The sequence below is a fragment of the Agromyces seonyuensis genome, assembly GCF_009789225.1.
Classification (GTDB): domain Bacteria; phylum Actinomycetota; class Actinomycetes; order Actinomycetales; family Microbacteriaceae; genus Agromyces; species Agromyces seonyuensis.
On record NZ_WSTA01000075.1, the window covers coordinates 1 to 20334 of the forward strand.

Annotated in this window: 21 protein-coding genes; 7 read left to right on the plus strand and 14 right to left on the minus strand. The window is 71.0% G+C overall.

The window, feature by feature from the left end:
• Positions 1-191: 191 nt before the first annotated feature.
• The 9 genes from GB864_RS14265 to GB864_RS14305 all read right to left on the minus strand — a co-directional run bounded on the left by GB864_RS14265 (position 192) and on the right by GB864_RS14305 (position 9589).
• Complete coding sequence (locus tag GB864_RS14265; protein WP_160426209.1) at positions 192-2453, minus strand: RelA/SpoT family protein; 2262 nt, start codon at positions 2451-2453, stop codon at positions 192-194.
• Between the two features lie 71 nt (positions 2454-2524).
• A complete protein-coding gene (gene secF, locus GB864_RS14270) occupies positions 2525-3541 on the minus strand; it encodes a protein translocase subunit SecF (RefSeq protein ID WP_160426211.1) in 1017 nt (338 codons plus the stop codon).
• Positions 3541-5289, minus strand: coding sequence for a protein translocase subunit SecD (secD, locus tag GB864_RS14275; RefSeq protein WP_160426213.1), 1749 nt, complete (start codon positions 5287-5289; stop codon positions 3541-3543). Before secD ends, secF begins: the two co-directional genes overlap by 1 nt.
• Before the next feature lie 62 nt (positions 5290-5351).
• Positions 5352-5741 carry a preprotein translocase subunit YajC gene (gene yajC, locus GB864_RS14280; RefSeq protein WP_160426215.1) on the minus strand — a complete coding sequence of 130 codons (390 nt, stop codon included), beginning with the start codon at positions 5739-5741 and terminating at the stop codon, positions 5352-5354.
• A gap of 112 nt (positions 5742-5853) precedes the next feature.
• On the minus strand, positions 5854-6903 hold the full coding sequence (gene ruvB, locus GB864_RS14285) for a Holliday junction branch migration DNA helicase RuvB (RefSeq protein WP_160426217.1): 1050 nt from the start codon (positions 6901-6903) through the stop codon (positions 5854-5856).
• The gene (gene ruvA, locus GB864_RS14290; protein WP_160426220.1) at positions 6900-7535 is read right to left on the minus strand and encodes a Holliday junction branch migration protein RuvA; all 636 of its coding nucleotides are present in this window, start codon (positions 7533-7535) and stop codon (positions 6900-6902) included. Before ruvA ends, ruvB begins: the two co-directional genes overlap by 4 nt.
• A complete protein-coding gene (gene ruvC, locus GB864_RS14295; protein WP_160426222.1) occupies positions 7532-8146 on the minus strand; it encodes a crossover junction endodeoxyribonuclease RuvC in 615 nt (204 codons plus the stop codon). The genes ruvA and ruvC overlap by 4 nt, the downstream gene beginning before the upstream one ends.
• Before the next feature lie 81 nt (positions 8147-8227).
• The gene (locus GB864_RS14300; protein ID WP_160426224.1) at positions 8228-8986 is read right to left on the minus strand and encodes a YebC/PmpR family DNA-binding transcriptional regulator; all 759 of its coding nucleotides are present in this window, start codon (positions 8984-8986) and stop codon (positions 8228-8230) included.
• Between the two features lie 75 nt (positions 8987-9061).
• Entirely contained in the window at positions 9062-9589 is a 528-nt protein-coding gene (locus GB864_RS14305) for a DUF1697 domain-containing protein (RefSeq protein WP_160426226.1), read from the minus strand.
• Positions 9590-9701: 112 nt separating this feature from the next.
• Between GB864_RS14305 and GB864_RS14310 the strand changes: the two genes are divergently transcribed.
• Positions 9702-10709, plus strand: coding sequence for an aminoglycoside phosphotransferase family protein (locus GB864_RS14310; protein ID WP_160426228.1), 1008 nt, complete (start codon positions 9702-9704; stop codon positions 10707-10709).
• Here the strand turns inward: GB864_RS14310 and GB864_RS14315 are convergent.
• The 3 genes from GB864_RS14315 to pdxS all read right to left on the minus strand — a co-directional run bounded on the left by GB864_RS14315 (position 10701) and on the right by pdxS (position 13148).
• Entirely contained in the window at positions 10701-11540 is an 840-nt protein-coding gene (locus GB864_RS14315) for a CPBP family intramembrane glutamic endopeptidase (protein WP_160426230.1), read from the minus strand. The two genes, GB864_RS14310 and GB864_RS14315, sit on opposite strands and share 9 nt — an antisense overlap.
• 88 nt (positions 11541-11628) lie before the next feature.
• Complete coding sequence (pdxT, locus tag GB864_RS14320) at positions 11629-12261, minus strand: pyridoxal 5'-phosphate synthase glutaminase subunit PdxT (protein ID WP_160426231.1); 633 nt, start codon at positions 12259-12261, stop codon at positions 11629-11631.
• Positions 12258-13148: a pyridoxal 5'-phosphate synthase lyase subunit PdxS gene (gene pdxS / locus GB864_RS14325; protein WP_160426233.1), complete on the minus strand. Its 891-nt coding sequence runs from the start codon at positions 13146-13148 to the stop codon at positions 12258-12260. Before pdxS ends, pdxT begins: the two co-directional genes overlap by 4 nt.
• A 136-nt stretch (positions 13149-13284) precedes the next feature.
• Here pdxS and GB864_RS14330 point away from each other — a divergent pair, with 136 nt between their 5' ends.
• Both GB864_RS14330 and pdxY read left to right on the plus strand, forming a co-directional pair.
• Positions 13285-14658 (plus strand): aminotransferase class I/II-fold pyridoxal phosphate-dependent enzyme, encoded by a 1374-nt coding sequence (locus GB864_RS14330; RefSeq protein WP_236779135.1) that lies wholly within the window; start codon positions 13285-13287, stop codon positions 14656-14658.
• Complete coding sequence (pdxY, locus tag GB864_RS14335) at positions 14655-15506, plus strand: pyridoxal kinase PdxY (protein ID WP_160426237.1); 852 nt, start codon at positions 14655-14657, stop codon at positions 15504-15506. Before GB864_RS14330 ends, pdxY begins: the two co-directional genes overlap by 4 nt.
• A gap of 61 nt (positions 15507-15567) precedes the next feature.
• Here pdxY and GB864_RS14340 read toward each other — a convergent pair whose 3' ends face one another.
• Positions 15568-16113: an HIT family protein gene (locus tag GB864_RS14340; protein ID WP_236779136.1), complete on the minus strand. Its 546-nt coding sequence runs from the start codon at positions 16111-16113 to the stop codon at positions 15568-15570.
• A 20-nt stretch (positions 16114-16133) separates the two neighbouring features.
• Entirely contained in the window at positions 16134-18125 is a 1992-nt protein-coding gene (gene thrS, locus GB864_RS14345; RefSeq protein WP_236779133.1) for a threonine--tRNA ligase, read from the minus strand.
• A gap of 224 nt (positions 18126-18349) precedes the next feature.
• On the opposite strand from thrS, the gene GB864_RS14350 reads away from it, so the two are divergent.
• The 4 genes from GB864_RS14350 to GB864_RS19065 form a co-directional block, all read left to right on the plus strand.
• On the plus strand, positions 18350-18949 hold the full coding sequence (locus GB864_RS14350; RefSeq protein ID WP_160426240.1) for a sulfite oxidase-like oxidoreductase: 600 nt from the start codon (positions 18350-18352) through the stop codon (positions 18947-18949).
• Positions 18946-19668: a ferredoxin reductase gene (locus GB864_RS14355; RefSeq protein ID WP_336604019.1), complete on the plus strand. Its 723-nt coding sequence runs from the start codon at positions 18946-18948 to the stop codon at positions 19666-19668. The genes GB864_RS14350 and GB864_RS14355 overlap by 4 nt, the downstream gene beginning before the upstream one ends.
• Complete coding sequence (locus GB864_RS14360) at positions 19668-19931, plus strand: DUF6510 family protein (protein ID WP_160426242.1); 264 nt, start codon at positions 19668-19670, stop codon at positions 19929-19931. The genes GB864_RS14355 and GB864_RS14360 overlap by 1 nt, the downstream gene beginning before the upstream one ends.
• Before the next feature lie 189 nt (positions 19932-20120).
• Positions 20121-20334: transposase-like zinc-binding domain-containing protein (locus GB864_RS19065; RefSeq protein ID WP_419672792.1), on the plus strand; the 214-nt coding region annotated here is incomplete at its 3' end.

A 20334-nucleotide genomic window follows, 5' to 3' on the forward strand; every position in this document is an offset into this window, starting at 1 on the left:
GCTCGCCCGCGGCCGCCTCGCCGCAGCGCTGCGCCACCTCGCGGCCGGCCGCGCCTGGCGGGGCGAGCTCGGCGCCCGCCTCGGCACACGGGTGCTCCCGGTGCCCCGACGCACCCCGGCAGATCCGTCCCTCGCGGGCTGATCCGACGTCCGTTCGACGCGGCGCGGTCGGCCCGACCGATGCCCTCGGCTCAGCCGTCGCTGACGCGGTAGACGTCGTAGACGGCGTCGATGCGGCGCACCGCGTTCAGCACGCGATCGAGGTGCGTCGTGTCGCCCATCTCGAAGACGAAGCGGCTGAGCGCGAGCCGATCGGTGCCCGTCGACACGTTCGCCGAGAGGATATTGACGTGGTGCTCCGAGAGCACGCGCGTCACGTCCGAAAGCAGCCCGGCCCGGTCGAGGGCTTCGATCTGGATCTGCACGAGGAACACGCTCTTCGAGCTCGGCGCCCACTCGACGTCGATGAGCCGCTCGGGTTCGCGCATGAGCGCCTGCACGTTGTGGCATGTCTTCTGGTGCACGGAGACGCCGGACCCGCGCGTGACGAAACCGATGATGTCGTCGCCCGGCACCGGGGTGCAGCAGCGCGCGAGCTTCACGAGGATGTCCTCGGCGCCGCGGACGAGCACGCCCGAGTCGGTCGAACGCGGCGGCACCGGCATCCGCGTGCGCGTCGGCACCAGGACGTCCGGCTCCTCCTCGCCCTCCCCGCTGACGAGCGCGACGACCTTCTCGATCACCGACTGGGTGGAGACGTGCCCTTCGCCGACAGCGGCGTAGAGCGCCGAGACGTCCTCGTAACGCAGCATCGCCGCGACCTCCGCGAACGACTCCTGGCTCATCAGCTTCTGGAGCGGCAGATTCTGCTTGCGCATGGCGCGGGCGATGGCGTCGCGGCCCTGCTCGATGGCCTCGTCGCGGCGCTCCTTCGTGAACCACTGCCGGATCTTGGAGCGAGCGCGCGGGCTCTTGACGAAGTTCAGCCAGTCCTGGCTCGGACCGGAGTCGGGGTTCTTCGAGGTGAAGACCTCGACGACGTCGCCGCTCGTGAGTTCGCTCTCGAGCGGCACCAGACGGCCGTTGACCTTGGCGCCCATCGTGCGGTGGCCGACCTCGGTGTGCACGGCGTACGCGAAGTCGACCGGCGTCGCGCCGGAGGGCAGTCCGATGACCCGACCCTTCGGCGTGAAGACGTAGACCTCCTTCGCACCGATCTCGAACCGGAGCGAATCGAGGAACTCGCCGGGGTCGGTCGTCTCGGCCTGCCAGTCGGAGATGTGCGCGAGCCACGCCATGTCGGCATCGCCCGGCGCCTCGGCGGACTCGGTCTTGCCGGCCGCGGCCATCCGCTCCTTGTACTTCCAGTGCGCCGCGACGCCGAACTCGGCGCGCTGGTGCATGTCGTGGGTGCGGATCTGGATCTCGACGGCACGGCCCTTCGGCCCGATCACCGTCGTGTGCAACGACTGGTAGAGGTTGAACTTCGGCGTCGCGATGTAGTCCTTGAAGCGACCGGGCAGCGGCGTCCATCGAGCGTGGATCGAGCCGAGCACGGCGTAGCAGTCGCGCACGCTGTTGACGAGCACGCGGATGCCCACGAGGTCGTAGATCTCGTCGAACTCGCGGCCGCGCACGATCATCTTCTGATAGATCGAGTAGTACTGCTTCGGTCGACCCATGACCTTGCCGCGGATGCGGGCTGCCTTCAGGTCGTCGCCCACGAGGTCGATGACCTCCTGCACGAACTGCTCGCGCTGGGGCGTGCGCTGCTTGACGAGGCTCTCGATCTCGGCGTAGAGCTTCGGGTAGAGCACCGCGAAGCTGAGGTCCTCGAGTTCGAGCTTGATGGCCTGGATGCCGAGCCGGTGCGCGAGCGGCGCATAGATCTCGAGCGTCTCGGTCGCCTTCCGCGCCGCGGAAGCGGCGGGAACGAAGCCCCACGTGCGGGCGTTGTGCAGCCGATCGGCGAGCTTGATGACGAGCACTCGGATGTCCTTGGACATCGCGACGATCATCTTGCGGACGGTCTCCGCCTGGGTCGAGTCGCCGTACTTGACCTTGTCGAGTTTCGTGACGCCGTCGACGAGCATCGTGATCTCGTCGCCGAAGTCGGCGCGCAGCTGATCGAGCGTGTACTCGGTGTCTTCGACCGTGTCGTGCAGGAGCGCCGCCGCGATCGCCTTCGACCCGATGCCGAGGTCGGCGAGGATCTGCGCGACCGCGATCGGGTGCGTGATGTACGGCTCGCCGCTCTTGCGCTTCTGCCCGGAGTGGGCGCGCTCGGCGACGGCGTAGGCCCGTTCCAGCAGCGGGATGTCGGCTTTCGGGTGGTGCAGGCGCACCGTTCGCAGCAGGGTGTCGACCGCGCCGGCCGGCTGCGCCCTCGAGAAGATCCTCGGGACGAGCCGGCGCAGCGAGGCGGTCGACGTCGCACTCGAATCAGCGCTCACCGGCACCACCTCCTCACCCGATTATCGCGGGTTCCGCTGGACGGAGGCTCGGCGTGCGCCGATGGCGAACGTCACTCGGCGATCGCCTCGGCCTCGACCTTGGATGCCGCGATCTCCCGATCCTTGCGCACCTTGTCGTCGTGGCGCTTGATCGCCGGCTCGCCCTCGCGGAACTGCACGTAGAGCGGAGCCGCGACGAACACCGTGGACCACGTGCCCACGATGATGCCGACGAGCAGTGCGAGCGAGATGTCGCGGAGCGTATCGGCACCGAACGCGTAGGCGCCGATGAAGAGGATCGATGCGACGGGGAGCGCGGCCACCACCGAGGTGTTGATCGATCGCACGAGCGTCTGGTTGACCGCGAGGTTCACCGACTCGCCGAACGTGCGCCGGGATTCCTTGCCGTCCTGCTCCGTGTTCTCGCGGATCTTGTCGAAGACCACGACCGTGTCGTAGAGCGAATAGCTGAGGATCGTCAGCACGCCGATGACGGCGGCCGGGGTGACCTCGAACCCGACGGCGGCGTAGACGCCGATCGTGATGACGAGGTCGCCGAGCAGCGCGACGATCGCCGCGGCCGACATCTTCCACGTTCGGAAGTAGAGCGCCATGATGATGAGCGCCAGCAGGACGAACGCGATGAGGCCGATGAGTGCCTGGCCGGTGACGTCCGCGCCCCAGCTCGCGCCGATGTAGGACCCGTTCACCTCGCTCGGATCGACGCCGAAGGCGTCGGCGAGGGCGACCTGCACCTCCTGCGACTCGTCGCTCTCGAGCTGCTCGGTCTGGACTCGGACGCCCGTGCCGTCGCCGACGATGACGACATGGGCGACGAGCCCCGGGTCGACCGAGGCGACGGCGTCGGTGGCCGTCGAGGACTCGGCGTTCTCGAGGCCGGTGATCGTGAACTGCGAACCGCCGCGGAACTCGATGCCGAGGTTCAGCCCGCGGACGAAGGGCATCAGGATCGAGAGGATGATCAGGATGCTCGCGATCGCGAACCACTTCTTGCGGCCGCCGACGAAGTCGAACGAGCGCTTGCCCGTGTAGAGGTCGTTGCCGAAGGTCGTGAGGCGGCTGGCCATCAGGATTCCTTCTCTTCCTTCGTGGCCGTGGCGGCGGCGGCTTCGGCCGCCTTGCGCTCGGCGATGGTCTGACGGCGCTTGGCTTCGCCGGAGGCGGCGGAGACCTGCTTGGCGGAGACGGCGGTCGTGCTCGTGCGGAACTGCGCGCGACCGCGGTAGACCGCGCCGAGGGCGTTCGGGTCGAGGCCCGACCAGGAGTGGCCGCTCGAGAAGAACCTCGTCTGCGCGAGCAGTTGCAGCATCGGGTGGGTGAAGAGGATCACGACGATGACGTCGATGACCGTCGTCACACCGAGCGTGAAGGCGAAGCCCTTGACGCTGCCGACGGCGAGGATGAACAGCACGACGGCGGCGAGGAGGTTGACGCCCTTCGACGCGAGGATCGTGCGGAACGCGCGCTTCCACCCGGTCTCGACGGCGCCGACGAGGGCCTTGCCGTCGCGCAGTTCGTCGCGGACTCGTTCGAAGTACACGATGAACGAGTCGGCGGTGAAGCCGATGGCGACGATCAGACCCGCGACGCCCGCGAGCGAGAGTCGCAGCCCCTCCGTCCACGAGAGGATCGTGATCGTCAGGTACGTGATGACGCCGGCGATGATGAGCGAGGCGATCGTGACCGACGCCAGTGCGCGGTACTGGAAGATCGTGTAGATCACGACCAGGATGAGGCCGATGAGGCCCGCGATGAGGCCGGCCTGGAGCTGCGCGGTGCCGAGCGTCGCGGAGATCGTGTCGGAGGACTGCACCGTGAAGCTGATCGGCAGTGCGCCGAACTTCAGCTGGTCGGCGAGCGCCTTCGAGCTCTCCTGCGTGAACGAACCGGTGATCTGCGGCTTGCCGTCGGTGATGACGCCGTTCATGGACGGCGCCGACAGCACGCGGCCGTCGAGTACGAACGCGAATTGGTCGCGCGGGGTCTGGCCGCTGAGGCCGTAGAGACGCTCGGAGACCTCGGCGAACTGCTTGGTGCCCTCGGCGTCGAAGACGAGATTGACGGCCCACTCGCCGGTGGTCGCGCCGGTGCTCGTCGTGACCAGGCCGGCGGAGGCGTCGCTGATGGTCTCGCCGGAGACCTCGACCGGGCCGAGCAGATACTTCACCGTGCCCGTGGCGTCGCACGTGACGAGGGGTTCGTCGGCCGGCGCGACGTTGGCGTCGCCCTCGTCGACGCTCGAGCAGTCGAAGTCGTCGTACTCGGCCTGGAGGGCGGGCGTGACCCAGTTCGGGTCGGACCCGTCGGTCGGCTGCACGGTCGGCGTCGAAGAGAGCTCCTCTTCCGCCGCCGCGTCATCCGTCGCCTCGGGCGAGGCGCTCGGGTCGACCGACGCGTCGGTCGCCGCCGAGGCGAGCAGCACCGGGCGCAGCTCGAGCTTCGCGGAGGATTCGATGCGCTGGCGCGTCGCGTCGTCGATCGTGCCGGGGACGGCGACGACGACGTTCTGACCGCCCTGCGTGGTGATCTCGGCCTCGGAGACGCCTGAGGCGTCGACGCGCTGGCGGATGATCGACACGGCCTGGTCGAGCTGCTCCTGCGACACGGTCTGACCGCTCTCGAGCTGCGGCTCGAGGATGATCTGCGTGCCGCCCTGCAGGTCGAGCGCGAGCTTGGGCGTCCACGTTCCGGAGCCCGTGAGGACGCCGGCCAGGTTGATGCCGAAGAGCGCGACGATCAGGATGCCGAGCCAGGTGAGCGAGCGCCAGGCCTTGCGGACCGGCGTGGGTCGACGAGACCCCTTGGATGAAGCCACGAACACTGCTTTCTCTGCAGGCCGGCGAACGCCGGACTACCTCGGGTTTGAGGGGATGTGTCTCAGTCGTTCTTCTTGGGCGCCTCGTCGGCGTCCGCGGCCGGCGTGGCGTCGGCGGACTCGATGCGCTCGCCGAACTCCGGCTGGCCCTCGATCGCCTCGACGGTCTCGGTCTCCTCGGCCGCCGGGACCGTGGGCTCGACCACTCGGGCGACGGTCTGACGGTGGACCGTGGCGGTGTTGCCGTCGCCGAGGTCGAGGACGACCTTGTTGTCCTCGTCGTCGATGGAGACGACGGTGCCGAAGAGGCCGAAGTTCGTCATCACGTCAGCGCCCGGCTGCACCTTCGACTGCAGCTCGCGCGCGTCGTGCTGGCGCTTCCTCGAGTTGCGGAACATGAAGAAGATGAGCACCGCCAGGACGGCGAGCATGATGAGAGTGAACGGATCCATTTCTGGGGTGGCCTTCCGATGTGCGCGCGGCGAGCGCGCACGCGTTGGTTTGCGGGAGCGGGGACGCTCGGATCAGGCGGACCGCCGGCAGCGGCGCCCGGTCTCTTCAGGATTATAGGTCATCGACCAATGGCACGGCGCCGCCTGCAGACGGTTCGGCTCCCGGTCCCGCGAGACCGAAGTGCCGCCAGGCCGCGGGGGTGGCGACCCGCCCGCGCGGCGTGCGCGTGATGAGCCCGATGCGTACGAGGAACGGCTCGACGACGGCCTCGATGGTCTCGGCCTCTTCGCCCACGGACACGGCGAGGGTCGAAAGGCCGACGGGGCCGCCGCCGAAGCGCTCGAGCATCGTGGTCATGACCGCCCGGTCGAGCCGGTCGAGCCCGAGCGGGTCGACGTCGTAGAGCTCGAGCGCCGCTTTGACGGACGTGACGTCCGGACGGGCGCCGTGCACGAGCGCATAGTCGCGGACGCGGCGCAGCAGCCGGTTCGCGATGCGCGGGGTGCCGCGGCAGCGCCCGGCGATCTCGGCCACGGCCTCGCCGTCGATGTCGAGCCCGAGGAGCCGCGCCGCACGGGCGAGCACCAGCTCGAGCTCGGCCTCGTCGTAGAACTCGAGGTGGGCGGTGAAGCCGAACCGGTCGCGCAACGGGTTCGGCAGCAGGCCGGCACGGGTCGTCGCGCCGACGAGCGTGAAGGGCGCGAGCTCGAGCGGCACCGACGTCGCGCCGGCGCCCTTGCCGACCATGATGTCGATGCGGAAGTCCTCCATGGCGAGGTAGAGCATTTCCTCGGCGGAGCGCGCCATGCGGTGGATCTCGTCGATGAAGAGCACCTCGCCGGACACGAGCGACGAGAGGATCGCCGCGAGGTCGCCCGCGTGCTGGATCGCCGGCCCGCTCGACATGCGCAGCGGCCGTCCGCCCTCGTAGGCCACGATCATCGCGAGCGTCGTCTTGCCGAGCCCGGGAGGGCCCGCGAGCAGGATGTGGTCGGGCGTGCGGTCCTGCAGTTCGGCGGCGCGCAGCAGGAGCTGCAACTGTCCGCGCACGCGGCGCTGCCCGACGAACTCGTCGAGGGTCTTCGGACGGAGCGCTCCCTCGAAGGCGAGTTCCGCATCCCCCGCCGAGTGCGGGTCGGTGAGCGCGACGGGATCGCTCATGAGGCGCGGCCGCCGAGCGGGGACGCGCTGGACTGCGCCGATCCGAGCCGGCCGAGCGCGAGCCGCAGCAGCATCGAGACGGATGCCGTGCGCGCGGACTCGTCGTCGGCGACGAGTTCCTCGACCGCTTGTCGCGCGGTGCGCTCGGGCCAGCCGAGGCCGATCAGGGCGACCACGACGTCGTCGACCGCGACCGCGGCGACCGGCGATCCGGTCGCGGCGGAGCTCGGGACGACCGCGAGCTTGCCGGCGAGCTGCAGCGTGATGAGCTTGGCGGTCTTCGGACCGATGCCGCTGACCTTGCGGAACGCCGCGTCCTGCTCGTCGGCGACGGCCTGCGCGACCTGCTCGGGGCTCAGCGCGGCGAGCACGCCGAGAGCGGACTTCGGTCCGACCCCGGTGACGCCGATGAGCAGCTGGAACACCTCGAGCTCGGCCTGCTCGGCGAAGCCGTAGAGCGTGAAGCCGTCGTCGCGCACGATGAGCGACGTGTGCACCCGCGCCTCCTCGCCGACCCGGGTCGAGAGGGCGAGTGCCGGAGTCGTATTGACCGAGAAGCCGACGCCGCCGGCCTCGATCACGACGACGCCGCCGGTGGTCGCGAGGACGGTTCCGCGCAGGGAGGAGATCACCGTTCCACTGTACGTGCGGCCCCGGACAACTTCGCCGCGCGCTCGGCGGCGAGCCACGCCTGCTGCGCCGGGGTCGGCGCGCCGGCCGCGGGCGTCGCCCGAGGCATCCGGGCCTCTCTGGCGGCTTCGGCGGCGACGCCGCCCGTGCGCCACGCGTGGCAGATCGCGAGCGCGAGCGCGTCGGCGGCGTCCGCGGGCTTCGGCACGGCGTCGAGCCCGAGGATGCGCGCGACCATGGCGCCCACCTGCGGCTTGTCGGCACGCCCGTAGCCGGTGATCGCGGCCTTCACCTCGCTCGGCGTGTGCAGCGCGACCGGCAGCTCGCGCCGCGCGGCGATGAGCATCGCGACGCCCGAGATCTGGGCGGTGCCCATGATCGTCGAGACATCGCTGCGCGCGAAGACGCGCTCGAGCGCGACCGCGTTCGGCCGGTGCTCCTCGAACACGGCCTCGAGCCCGTCGGCGATGCGCGCGAGGCGCCGCTCGATGGGCAGGTCCTTCGACGAACGCAGCGTCAGCACGTCGACGAGCACCGCCCGGCGGTTCGGCTGCACGTCCACTACGCCGACGCCGCACCGGGTGAGGCCGGGGTCGATGCCGATCACGCGCATGCCTGCCCCCGCCCGAGAACGTCGAATGGATGCCGGCCGGGCCGGCGCTGCGGGCGGCGCTCGCCGCCCGCAGTCGCGAGATTAGTCGTCGGCCTCGAGTTCGGCCTGCACCTCGGCGGTGAGGTCGAAGTTCGCGAACACACTCTGCACGTCGTCGCTGTCTTCCAGCGCGTCGATGAGGCGGAAGACCTTGCGCGCGGTGTCGGCGTCGATCTCGACCTTGAGGTTCGGGACGAACTCGACGTCGGCCGACTCGTAGTCGAGCCCGGCGTCCTGCAGCGCCTTGCGCACGTTGACGAGGTCGGACGCGTCGGTGATGACCTCGAAGCCCTGCGCGTGCGGCTCGATCTCCTCGGCGCCGGCCTCGAGCGCCGCCATCATGACGTCGTCCTCGGTCGTTCCCTCGCCCGAGACGACGATGACGCCCTTGCGGGAGAAGTTGTAGGCGACCGAACCCGGGTCGGCGAGGGTGCCGTTGTTGCGGTTGAGGCCGGTGCGCACCTCGGCGGCGGCGCGGTTCTTGTTGTCGGTGAGGACCTCGATCATCAGCGCGACGCCCGCCGGGCCGTAGGCCTCGTACGTGATGCTCTGGTAGTCGACGGCTTCGCCGCCGATGCCCGCACCGCGCTTGATCGCGCGGTCGATGTTGTCGTTGGGCACCGAGGTCTTCTTGGCCTTCTGCACGGCGTCGTACAGCGTCGGGTTGCCCGAGAGGTCGGCACCGCCCATCTTCGCGGCGACCTCGATGTTCTTGATGAGCTTCGCGAACGACTTGGCGCGGCGTCCGTCGATGACCGCCTTCTTGTGCTTCGTCGTTGCCCACTTGGAATGCCCTGACATGCGGACGATTCTACCGAGATCGGGCCGCCGTACGAACCGGGGACGACCATCGGCGTGCAGATGGCGCCGCCGCCCTCACCCGAGCAGCTTGGCGACCGTGCGGAGGTTGCGGGTCGTCGTGGTCGGCTTGTACTTCGCCTTGCCGAGGAGCACCCCGAACGGGCTCGTGATCGTCGTGCCCTTCACAGGGCTCCAATACAGGACGCCCGTGCCCGGCGCGACGGGGTCGCCGGTCGACTCCGGGTCGGCCGCGAGGCCCGCCAGCTCGTCGAGCACGGCGTCGTCGGAGCCGAACACGAGGTAAGGCTGGCGCGAGGGGTCGTCGGCGTCGAACGGGAAGCCGTCTGCGGCGGCCGCGAGGGCCTCGCGCGTGAGCAGCACGATCCAGGCGTCGTAGCCGAACCGCTCCCCCAGCGCCGCCTCGATACGGGACTTCAGCGCGCCGGCATCCGCGTCGTCGCTCGCGAACGCGACGTTGCCGCTCGCGAGGACCGTGCGCACGCCCTCGAAGCCGAGGTCGCGGAACAGTTCGGCGAGCTCCGCCGAGCGCACGGTGATGCCGCCGACGTTGACGCCGCGGAGCAGCGCGATCCAGTCCGTCATACGCCGCACGCTACTCCGCCCGACCGACCTCGCCGTCGACCGCGAACCGCCCTTGCCTCCGTGCCTTCGGGCTCGGCAGGATCGTGGCACGCCCATCGCCCACGGAGACACGATGCCCGACCCGGATCGCACGGCCGACGCGGCCGCGAACGCGGCCGACGCCGACGCCGCAGTCACCGCCGACGCCGCGACGACGAACCGTCGCCCCTGGAGCGCGCTTCCGCCGGGCGTCCGCGCCGCGGTCGAGCGAACCGCGGGCTCGCCCGTCGCGCGCACCGAGCTCGCCACGGCCGGCTTCAGCGTCGGATTCGCCGGGCTCGTCGTCTTCGAGGACGGCACGCGCCGCTTCCTGAAGGCGGGCGACGGCGCGACGAACCCCGAGACCGCCCGCCTGCACCGCTCGGAAGCGCGGCTCGCCGGCGACCTTCCGCACGGGATCGCCCCCGAACTCGACTGGATGCTCGAGGCCGAGGACTGGGTGGTCGTCGCATTCGAGGCGATCGACGGTCGCCAGCCCGGGCCGTGGAGCCTCGACGACCTCGACGCCGTCCTCGCCGCGCAGGCCGCCGTCGCGGCCGTCCCCGGCTCGCCGCGGATGCCGAGCGCCGAGGCGGCCGTCGCCGGGCTGTTCGACGGCTGGCGACGGGTGCGGTCGGGCGAGCACGCCGAGCGCATGCCGGACTGGGCGTCGGGCCGCCTCGACGAGCTCGTCGAGCTCGAGCGGTGCGCGCCGTCCGCAGTGGCCGGCGACGCGCTCGTCCATCTCGACCTCCGCGCGGACAACGTGCTCATCGAGCGCTCCGGCCGAGTTCGCATCGTCGACTGGCCGCACGCGTGCCGCGGCGCCGGGTGGACGGAGCTGCCGTTCTTCGCGCCGGCCGTCGTCGCCGACGGCGCACCGGAGGGCCTCGATGCGGAGCGGGTGTTCGCCCGATCGCCCCTCGCGGCCGCCGTCGAGCGCGACGCACTCCGGGCCGTGGTCACGGGGTGGGCCGGCCGACTGCTCCTGAGCTCCTTCCAACCGGCGCCCCCGGGCATCCCGACATTGCGGGCGTTCCAGACCCGCCATGCCGTCCCGCTCGCCGCCTGGGCGCGGGACCTACTGCACGAGTCATCCTGAGGCGGGGCGCTCCGCCGGCTCGGCGACCGCGCGGATGCCCGTCGAGCGCGGCACCCGCCGCACCGCGCCCCAACCGAGCCACGAGACGAGCGCCAACCCGGCGACGGCGAGGAAGCGGACGAGCGAGTCGGCGGTGGATGCGGGCGGCAGGAGCGCCCCGCTCGCGTTGGACGCGAAGTGGATGAGGATCGCCGCCATCACGCCGCCGCCGAGCCGCTCCGCGACGAAGAGGTACACGAAGGACCAGAGCGGCATCTCGAGCAGGAAGAGCACGCCCGCGTCGGTGAAGAGCCCGAGGCCGGCCTGCCAGGTGCCGGGCAGCAGGAAGAGCGGCACGTGCCAGAGCGCCCAGGCCGCACCGACGATGCCGGCCGTCGCCGCGACGCCGAAGCGCTCGCGGAGCACGGGCTGGAGGTAGCCGCGCCAGCCGAACTCCTCCGAGAGCGGGCCGGCGATGAGGAAGATCGCGATGAAGCCGATCCAGCCGCCGTTGACCGTGATCGTGTACGCGGATCGAGCGCCGAAGAGCACCCCGCCTGCGATGAGGACGCCGATGATCGCCGGCAGGGCTCCGGCCACGAACGCCGCGGGGAACCAGACCCACGGCGAGCGCAATCGCATCCGCGCCGGTCGTCCGGCGAAGAGCGCGACGAGGGCGGCGAGCGTGGGCCCGAACGCGCCGATCGCGAACCAGACGTACCCCGCCCCCTCGCGCGTCGACGTGCCGAGCAGGGCCACGACGGTCCATGGTCCCCAGCTCAGCACGAGGCAGGCGAGGGAGAAGACGAGGAGGCGCCGGCGCCCGGCGCCGGGCGCTGCCGGACGGTCCATCCTGCGATCGTGCGCCGCACGGCCCGCCGCCGCGAGGCAGCCGGGGCCGTTCGGCCGCGAATTCCCGCCGTCCCGACGCCGGCGGGGCTCAGGCCGCCGCGCGCACCGTGTCGAGGAAGTACTCGTGGAAGCGGTGCTCCCCCGTGATCTCGGGGTGGAAGGCCGTGCCGAGCAGGTTTCCCTGCTCGACCGCGACGACGCGTCCGTCGTCGAGCGCGGCGAGCACGCGTGCGTCCGGCCCGACGGATTCGACGACCGGGCCGCGGATGAAGACCGCGTGCACGGGGGTCTCGCCGAGCTCGGGGATGTCGAGGTCGGTCTCGAAGGACTGGTTCTGCGCGCCGAACGCGTTGCGGCGGACGACGACGTCGAGGCCGCCGAACGTCTGCTGGCCGGCGATGCCGTCCTCGATCTCGTCGGCGAGCAGGATGAGGCCCGCGCACGTGCCGTAGGCGGGCAACCCGGCCCGCAGCCGCTCGCGGAGCGGCTCGAAGAGCCCGAACGTGCGCGCGAGTTTGTCCATGACGGAGGACTCGCCCCCGGGCAGCACGATGCCGCCGATCCCGTCGAGGTCCTCGGGGCGCCGCACGAGCCGCACCCGGGCGCCGAGCCCGTCGAGCACGCGCGCGTGCTCCCGGAAGTCGCCCTGCAGGGCCAGGATGCCGACGACGGGGCCGTCGCCGGCATCCTGACCGGGTGCGCCCGCGTGGAGCGAGGTCACCAGCCGCGCTCGGCGAGGCGGTGCGGGGCGGCGAGGTCCGCGACGTTGATGCCGACCATGGCCTCACCGAGGCCGCGCGAGACATCCGCGACGATCTTGGCGTCGTCGTAGAACGTCGTCGCCTTGACGATGGCGGCGGCACGGTCGGCCGGGTTGCCGGACTTGAAGATGCCCGAGCCGACGAAGACGCCGTCGGCGCCGAGCTGCATCATCATGGCCGCGTCGGCGGGGGTGGCGACGCCGCCGGCGACGAAGAGCACCACGGGCAGCTTGCCCGTCTCGGCGATCTCGGCGACGAGCTCGTAGGGCGCCTGCAGCTCCTTGGCGGCGACGTAGAGCTCGTCCTTCGTCATCGAGCGCAGCACGTTGATCTCGCTCGAGATCTTGCGGATGTGCTTGGTCGCCTCCGAGACGTCGCCGGTGCCGGCCTCGCCCTTGGAGCGGATCATCGCCGCGCCCTCGTTGATGCGACGGAGGGCTTCGCCGAGGTTCGTGGCGCCGCAGACGAAGGGGGTCGTGAACTTCCACTTGTCGATGTGGTTGACGTAGTCGGCGGGCGAGAGCACCTCGGACTCGTCGATGTAGTCGACGTCGAGGGCCTCGAGCACCTGCGCCTCGACGAAGTGGCCGATGCGGGCCTTCGCCATGACGGGGATCGAGACCTCGGCCTTGATGGCGTCGATGAGGTCGGGGTCGCTCATGCGCGCGACGCCGCCCTGAGACCGGATGTCGGCGGGCACGCGCTCGAGCGCCATGACGGCGACGGCGCCGGCGTCCTCGGCGATGCGGGCCTGCTCGGGCGTGACGACGTCCATGATGACGCCGCCCTTCAGCATCTCGGCGAGGCCGCGCTTGACGCGGTTCGAGCCCGTCTCGGCAGTGCTCATCGGGGGGTTCCTTCCACTGGATGTCGCGGGCGCGCAGCCTCGCGCAGACACGGTCAGGGGTTGACCTAGGCCAAACGGTAGCATGGGCCCCGACCTGCCGACGCGACCGAAGGATCGGATCACCGTGGAACGCGACCTGACGCTCGAGATCACCGGCCGGACGGCCGCCGACATCGCCGCCGACGTGCGCGCCCTCATCGAGCGCGGCGCCCTCCGCCCCGGCGACCCGCTGCCGCCCGTGCGCTCCCTCGCCGACGCGCTCGGCGTCAACCGCAACACCGCGGTCGCCGCCTACCGGCAGCTCGCCCAGGCGGGCGTCGTGATCGCGCGCGGCCGCGGCGGCACGAGCGTCGCCGACCACGCGGCGGTGGCGCAGGAGGGCTTCGCGACCGACAGCGTGCTGCGCGACGTCGCGACCGGCAACCCCGATCCGGACCGCATCCCGAACCCCGCGATCGCCCTCGCGAGTGTCGCGGGCCGGCCGGTGCTCTACGGCGAGCCCGTCATCGACCCCGGGCTCGAGCGATGGGCCGGCGACTGGATGCGCGGCGACCTCGCGCCCGCCGACGTGCGGCTCACGGTCACGAGCGGCGCGGCCGACGCTGTGGAGCGCCTCCTCGCCCAGTCTCTCGTCCGCGACGACGCCGTCGCGCTCGAGGACCCGTGCTTCCTCACGAGCATCCACACCGTGCGGGTCGGCGGCTACCGGCCGGTGCCGGTGCCGGTCGACGACGAGGGGATGACCGTCGCCGGCCTCCGCGCCGCACTCGAGCAGGGCGTGCGCGCGCTCGTCTGCACCCCACGCGCCCAGAACCCGACCGGAGCGAGCCTCACTGCTCGTCGGGCCGCGGAACTCCGCGGGGTTCTCCAGGAGCATCCGTACGTGCTCGTCATCGAGGACGACCACTTCTCGATGCTCTCCCGCCGCCCGTTCCACTCCCTCATCGGACCCGAGCACCGGCGCTGGGCGCTCGTGCGCTCGGTCTCGAAGTTCCTCGGCCCGGACATGTGCCTCGCCGTCACGGCCTCCGATCCCGACACGGCCGAGCGCCTCGCGATGCGCCTCTCCCCCGGCACGACCTGGGTGAGCCACCTGCTGCAGCGCCTCGTGCTGGCCCTCGTGACCGACGAGGAGGTCGCCCGCGGCATCGAGGCCGCCGGCGCGCACTACGCCGAACGCAACCGCGCCTTCGCCGCACGGCTCACCGCCCTCGGCGTCCCGGCCGAGCACGGCGACGGCCTCAACCTCTGGGTCGCCCTCCCGGTGCCCGCGCGCGACGTGTCGGAGCAGCTCATGCGCCGCGGGTGGCTCGCCCGCGCCGGCGACGCGTTCGTGCTCGCCGACGCCCCCGCGGCCCGTCGCCTGCGGCTCACCGTGCACGACCTCGCCGACGCGGACGCCGAACGGCTCGCCGCCGACATCGCCGCGGCCGTGCGCGCCGCGGGCGGCCGCCTCGAGACCCCCCTCGCGACGGAGGCCGCGCGCGGAAGTGGGATGATCGAGCGGTGAAGGTCCTCTCGATCCAGTCCGCCGTCGCCTACGGCCACGTCGGCAATTCCGCGGCCGTGTTCCCCCTCCAGCGCATCGGCGTGGAGGTGCTGCCGGTCTACACGGTCAACTTCTCGAACCACACCGGCTACGGCGCGTGGCGCGGCCCGCTCATCGCACCCGCCGACGTCGCCGACGTCATCACGGGCATCGAGGAGCGCGGCGCGTTCGGCGAGATCGATGTCATCCTCTCGGGCTACCAGGGCAGCGAGGGCATCGGCGACGTCATCCTCGACGCGGTCGCGCGCATCAAGGCCGTGAACCCGTCGGCCGTCTACTCGTGCGACCCCGTCATGGGCAACGCGAAATCCGGATGCTTCGTCGCGCCGGCCATCCCGATCCTCCTGCGCGACCGCGTCGTGCCGGCGGCCGACCTCATCACCCCGAACCAGTTCGAGCTCGGCTACCTCACCGGCACCGAGCCCGACTCCCTCGAGTCGACGCTCGTCTCGGTCGACCTCGCCCGCGCCACCGGCCCGAGCACGGTGCTCGTCACGAGCGTCGAGCGCCCCGACCGCGAGCCCGGCACCATCGAGATGCTCGCCGTCGACGACCGCGGCGCCTGGATCGTCACGACCCCGCTGCTGCCGATGAAGGCGAACGGCTCCGGGGATGTCACGGCGGCGCTATTCACCGCCCACTACCGCGCGAGCGGCGACGCGGCCGACGCGCTCGCCCGCACGGCGTCGAGCGTCTTCGACCTGCTGACGAACACCCACGAGTCGGGGCAGCGCGAGCTGCAGCTCGTCGAGTCGCAGGAGGCGTACGCCCACCCGCGGATGCAGTTCGAGGTCGCGCAGGTCCGCTGACCCGTCGCCCGAGGGCGAAACGAAGGATGCCTGCGCGAGTCGCGCGGGCATCCTTCGTCGTTCAGGCTCCGGGCCAGGCGTTCGCGATCTCGGCCCGCACTTCGCCGAGCAGGCGGGGCAGCGCCTTCGTCTGGGCGACGATCGGGAAGAAGTTCGCATCCCCCGACCAGCGCGGCACGAGGTGCTGGTGCAGGTGCGCGGCGATGCCGGCCCCGGCGATGCCGCCCTGGTTCATGCCGATGTTGAAGCCGTCGCAGCCGCTCGTCGCGCGGATGACGCGCATGGCGGTCTGCGTGATCTCGCCGATCTCGGCGACCTCCTCGGGCGTCGCCTCGTCGTAGCCCGCGATGTGGCGGTACGGGCAGACGAGCAGGTGGCCCGTGTTGTACGGATAGAGGTTCAGCAGCGCGTAGGCGTGCTCGCCGCGGTGCACGATGAGCGCCTGTTCGTCGGAGAGCTGCGGCGCCCGGCAGAACGGGCATCCGGCATCGGCGCGTTCGCCGGCATCCTGACCGACGTAGGCCATGCGATGCGGCGTCCAGAGCCGCTGGAAGCCGTCGGGCGCCGCGGCGAAGTCGGCACCCGACTCCGCCGCGACGCCCGACAGCGCGTCGTCGTACGACGACGTCACAGGTCTCCCTGCGTCGCGACCATGCGGTGGTCGGCGATCGCGGCGCGGATGCGCTCGATCGCCTCGGCGACGGGCACGCCGTTCTCCTGGGTGCCGTCGCGGAAGCGGAAGCTGACCGTCTCGGCGGCGCGGTCGGTCTCGCCGGCGATGAGCTGCACGGGGATCTTCGACGTCGTCGCGTTGCGGATCTTCTTCTGCATGCGGTCGTCGCTGCCGTCGATCTGCGCGCGGACACCGGAACCCTTCAGCTGCGCCACGATCGCGCCGAGGTAGGGCGCGTACTCGTCGGCGACCGGGATGCCGATGACCTGCACGGGCGCGAGCCACAGCGGGAACGCGCCCGCGTAGTGCTCGAGCAGGATCGCGAAGAACCGCTCGATCGAACCGAGCAGCGCGCGGTGGATCATGATCGGCTGCTTCTTGGTGCCGTCGCTCGCGGTGTACTCGAGCTCGAAGCGCTCGGGCTGGTTGAAGTCGAGCTGCACCGTCGAGAGCTGCCAGGTGCGGCCGATGGCGTCGCGCGCCTGCACCGAGATCTTCGGGCCGTAGAACGCGGCGCCGCCCGGGTCGGGCACGAGGTCGAGCCCGGACTCCATGCCGACCTCGCGGAGGGTCTCGGTCGCGACCTCCCACTGCTCGTCCGACCCCACGTACTTGTCGGGGTCCTTCGTCGAGAGCTCGAGGTAGAAGTCGTCGAGGCCGTAGCCGCGCAGGGTCTCGAAGACGAACTCGAGCTGGCGCTTGAGCTCGTCCTTGACCTGCTCGTCGGTGACGTAGATGTGGGCGTCGTCCTGCGTCAGGCCGCGCACGCGGGTGAGGCCCGAGAGGGTGCCCGACTTCTCGTATCGATAGACCGTGCCGAACTCCGCGAGCCGCAGCGGCAGCTCACGGTACGAACGCCCGCGAGCACGGAAGATCAGATTGTGGAACGGGCAGTTCATGGGCTTCAGGTAGTAGTCCTGGCCCTGCTTGGTGACGTTGCCCTCGCCGTCGATCTCCTCGTCGAGGTGCATCGCCGGGAACATGCCCTCCTTGTACCACTGCAGGTGGCCGGAGGTCTCGAAGAGCGATCCCTTGGTGATGTGGGGCGAGTTGACGAGCTCGTAGTCGTGCGAGACGAGCTGGTCGCGCAGGTAGTTCTCGATCTCGGCGCGGACGATGCCGCCCTTGGGGTGGAACACCGCGAGGCCCGAGCCGATCTCGTCCGGGAACGAGAAGAGGTCGAGCTCGGCGCCGAGCTTGCGGTGGTCGCGCTTGGCGGCCTCCTCGAGCCGGTGCTGGTACGCGCGCAGCTCGTCCTTCGTCGGCCACGCGGTGCCGTAGATGCGCTGGAGCTGCGGGTTCTTCTCGCTGCCGCGCCAGTAGGCGGCGGCGACGCGCATGAGCGCCCAGCCGTTGCCGATCATGCGGGTGTTCGGCAGGTGCGGCCCGCGGCAGAGGTCCTTCCAGACCGTCTCGCCGGACTTCGGGTCGACGTTGTCGTAGATCGTCAGCTCGCCGGCGCCGACCTCGACGCTCTCGCCGGCGTCGCCCGGCACCGCGCCGCCCTCGGCCGCGCCGCCCTTCAGGCCGATGAGCTCGAGCTTGTACGGCTCGGCCGCGAGCTCGGCGCGCGCCTCGTCGTCGGTGACGACCCGGCGGATGAACCGCTGGCCGGCGCGGACGATGCGCGACATCTCCTTGTCGAGGGCTTTGAGGTCCTCGGGGGTGAAGGGGGTCTCGACGTCGAAGTCGTAGTAGAACCCGTCGGTGACGGGCGGGCCGATGCCGAGCTTGGCCTCGGGATTGACCGCCTGCACGGCCTGCGCGAGCACGTGCGCCGTGGAGTGCCGCAGGATGTTCAGCCCGTCGGGCGAATCGATGGTCACCGGCTCGACCGTGTCGGTCTCGGTCACCGTCGTCGCGAGGTCCTTGAGCTCGCCGTTGACGCGCATCGCGACAACGGAACGATCGGTGAAAAGCGCGAAGCCGTCGGTCACCTGTTCCATCTCCTCTGTCTCCATGGGAACAACCACTCAATCGTAGTCGCGCGGGGGAGGCCGCCCCGCCGAAGCGGTCCTGCGCTGCTCGCCGGCGCCGCCCGCCCGGCCCGCCCCCGCCGTCGACGGACACGCGACCGACGAATCGGGACCCGACACGCGGCCGGCCTTGTCGACCCCGTTCGGCGTCCCTAGCATGGCGATCGACGCGAATTCGGCGGAAGGGGACTGCGATGGCGGTGATTTCACGAGGGTTCGGCGGGCGGGCTCGACGAGAGGCGCCCGACCTTCCGCCCGGCCAGTACCTCACCGAGGACTTCCCGGTGCTCTCCGCCGGCCCGACCCCGGACGTGCCGACCGAGGAATGGCAGTTCGCCATCCGCACCGAATCGGGTCAGACGCTGCGCTGGAGCTGGGACGAGTTCCATGCGCTCCCCTTCGAGGACGTCTCCACCGACATCCACTGCGTCACACGATGGTCGAAGCTCGGCACGTCGTGGCGCGGCGTCGCGCTCGACACGCTTTTCGCCGACGTCGAGACGTCCGAGGAGTGGGTGATGGCGCATTCCTACGGCGGCTACACGACGAACCTCGCCCTCGACGACCTGCTCGACGGCCGCGCCTGGGTCGTCACCGAGTTCGACGGCGAACCGCTCGACCCCGAGCACGGAGGGCCGGCCCGGCTCCTCGTGCCGCACCTCTACTTCTGGAAGAGCGCGAAGTGGGTGCGCGGCCTGACGATGCAGGCCGAGGACGACCCCGGATTCTGGGAGCAGAACGGGTACCACACCCACGGCGACCCCTGGCGCGAAGAGCGCTACTGGGGCCAGTGAGCTGGCGGCTCGCGACGGTCGGTGCGGCCATGCGACTGACGGACTCGGCCCGGAGCATCCGGCTCGACGTGCCCGGTTGGCCCGGCAACCTCGCCGGCCAGCACCTCGACCTGCGGCTCACGGCCGAGGACGGCTATCAGGCCGTGCGCTCCTACTCGATCGCCTCGGCCGGTCCCGGCGAGTCGATCGAGCTCGGCGTCGACCGCGTGCCCGACGGCGAGGTGTCGCCCTACCTCGTCGACGACGTGATGACAGGCGATCAGCTCGAGGTGCGCGGACCGCTCGGCGGGTGGTTCGTCTGGCACGAGGATGACCCGTCGCCCGTACAGCTCATCGGCGGCGGCTCGGGCGTCGTCCCGCTCATCGCCATGGCGCGGGCGCACCGTGCGGCCGGCGCGACGAGCCGGTTCCGGATGCTCGTCTCCGCACGCACTCCCGAGGACGTGCTCTTCGCCCCCGAACTCTCGGCGCTGGATGCCACGCCCGGCGACCGTTTCGCGTTGGACGTCGTCTACACACGACGCGGCCCGGAGGACTGGCCCTTCCCGATCGGCCGCGTGGACCGCGCGGCCCTCGAACGCACGACGCTGCCCGTGTCGGACTCCCCCGCGATCTTCGTGTGCGGGCCCACGGGGTTCGTCGAGACGGTCGCCGACCACCTCGTCGCGATCGGCCACGATCCCGACCGCATCAAGACGGAACGGTTCGGAGGCGCCTGATGGACGAGCGGCTCGACGGCAACGTGCTCGCGGGGATGCTCGGCGAGCTGTTCGACTTCGACGCCACGACGGCCAAGGGGCGGTGCCGGCACTGCGGCGACGAGGCCGTGCTCGCAGAGGCGCACGTCATCGCGCACGACGGGGAGTTCGTCGCCCGCTGCCGCAAGTGCGACGCCGAACTCCTCGTGGCGATGGAGCACCACGACGACGTCGTGGTCTCGTTCCGCGGCCTCCGCGGCCTCGGCATCCACCCGGCCTACTGAAGCGCCGGCGGCATCGCGCGCGAACTGCACCGCACCGCACCGCACCGTGATCGGATGCCCGAAACGAGGCCTATCGGCCAGAAAGAGTGGATGGGGTCCCGCTCTCGGCCCGTGATCGCGCGGATGTAGCGGGATGGTTATGGTCCGTGATGCTTAATCGTGGACCCGACGCCGAACTCGACGACGTGCATGGTATGCGGCACCGGCCTGGTCAAGAACGGCCGGCATCCATCGGGCACGCAACGCTGGCGCTGCCCGGCGTGCGGAGCTTCGAGTGTGCGCCGGCGCCCGGACGTGACGCGACGGGAACAGCTGCGGAAGTTCGTGACCTGGGTCACCGGCAAGCACACGCAAGCCGAACTGGATGGCACCGCGACCGGCCGCTCGTTCCGGCGCCAGATCG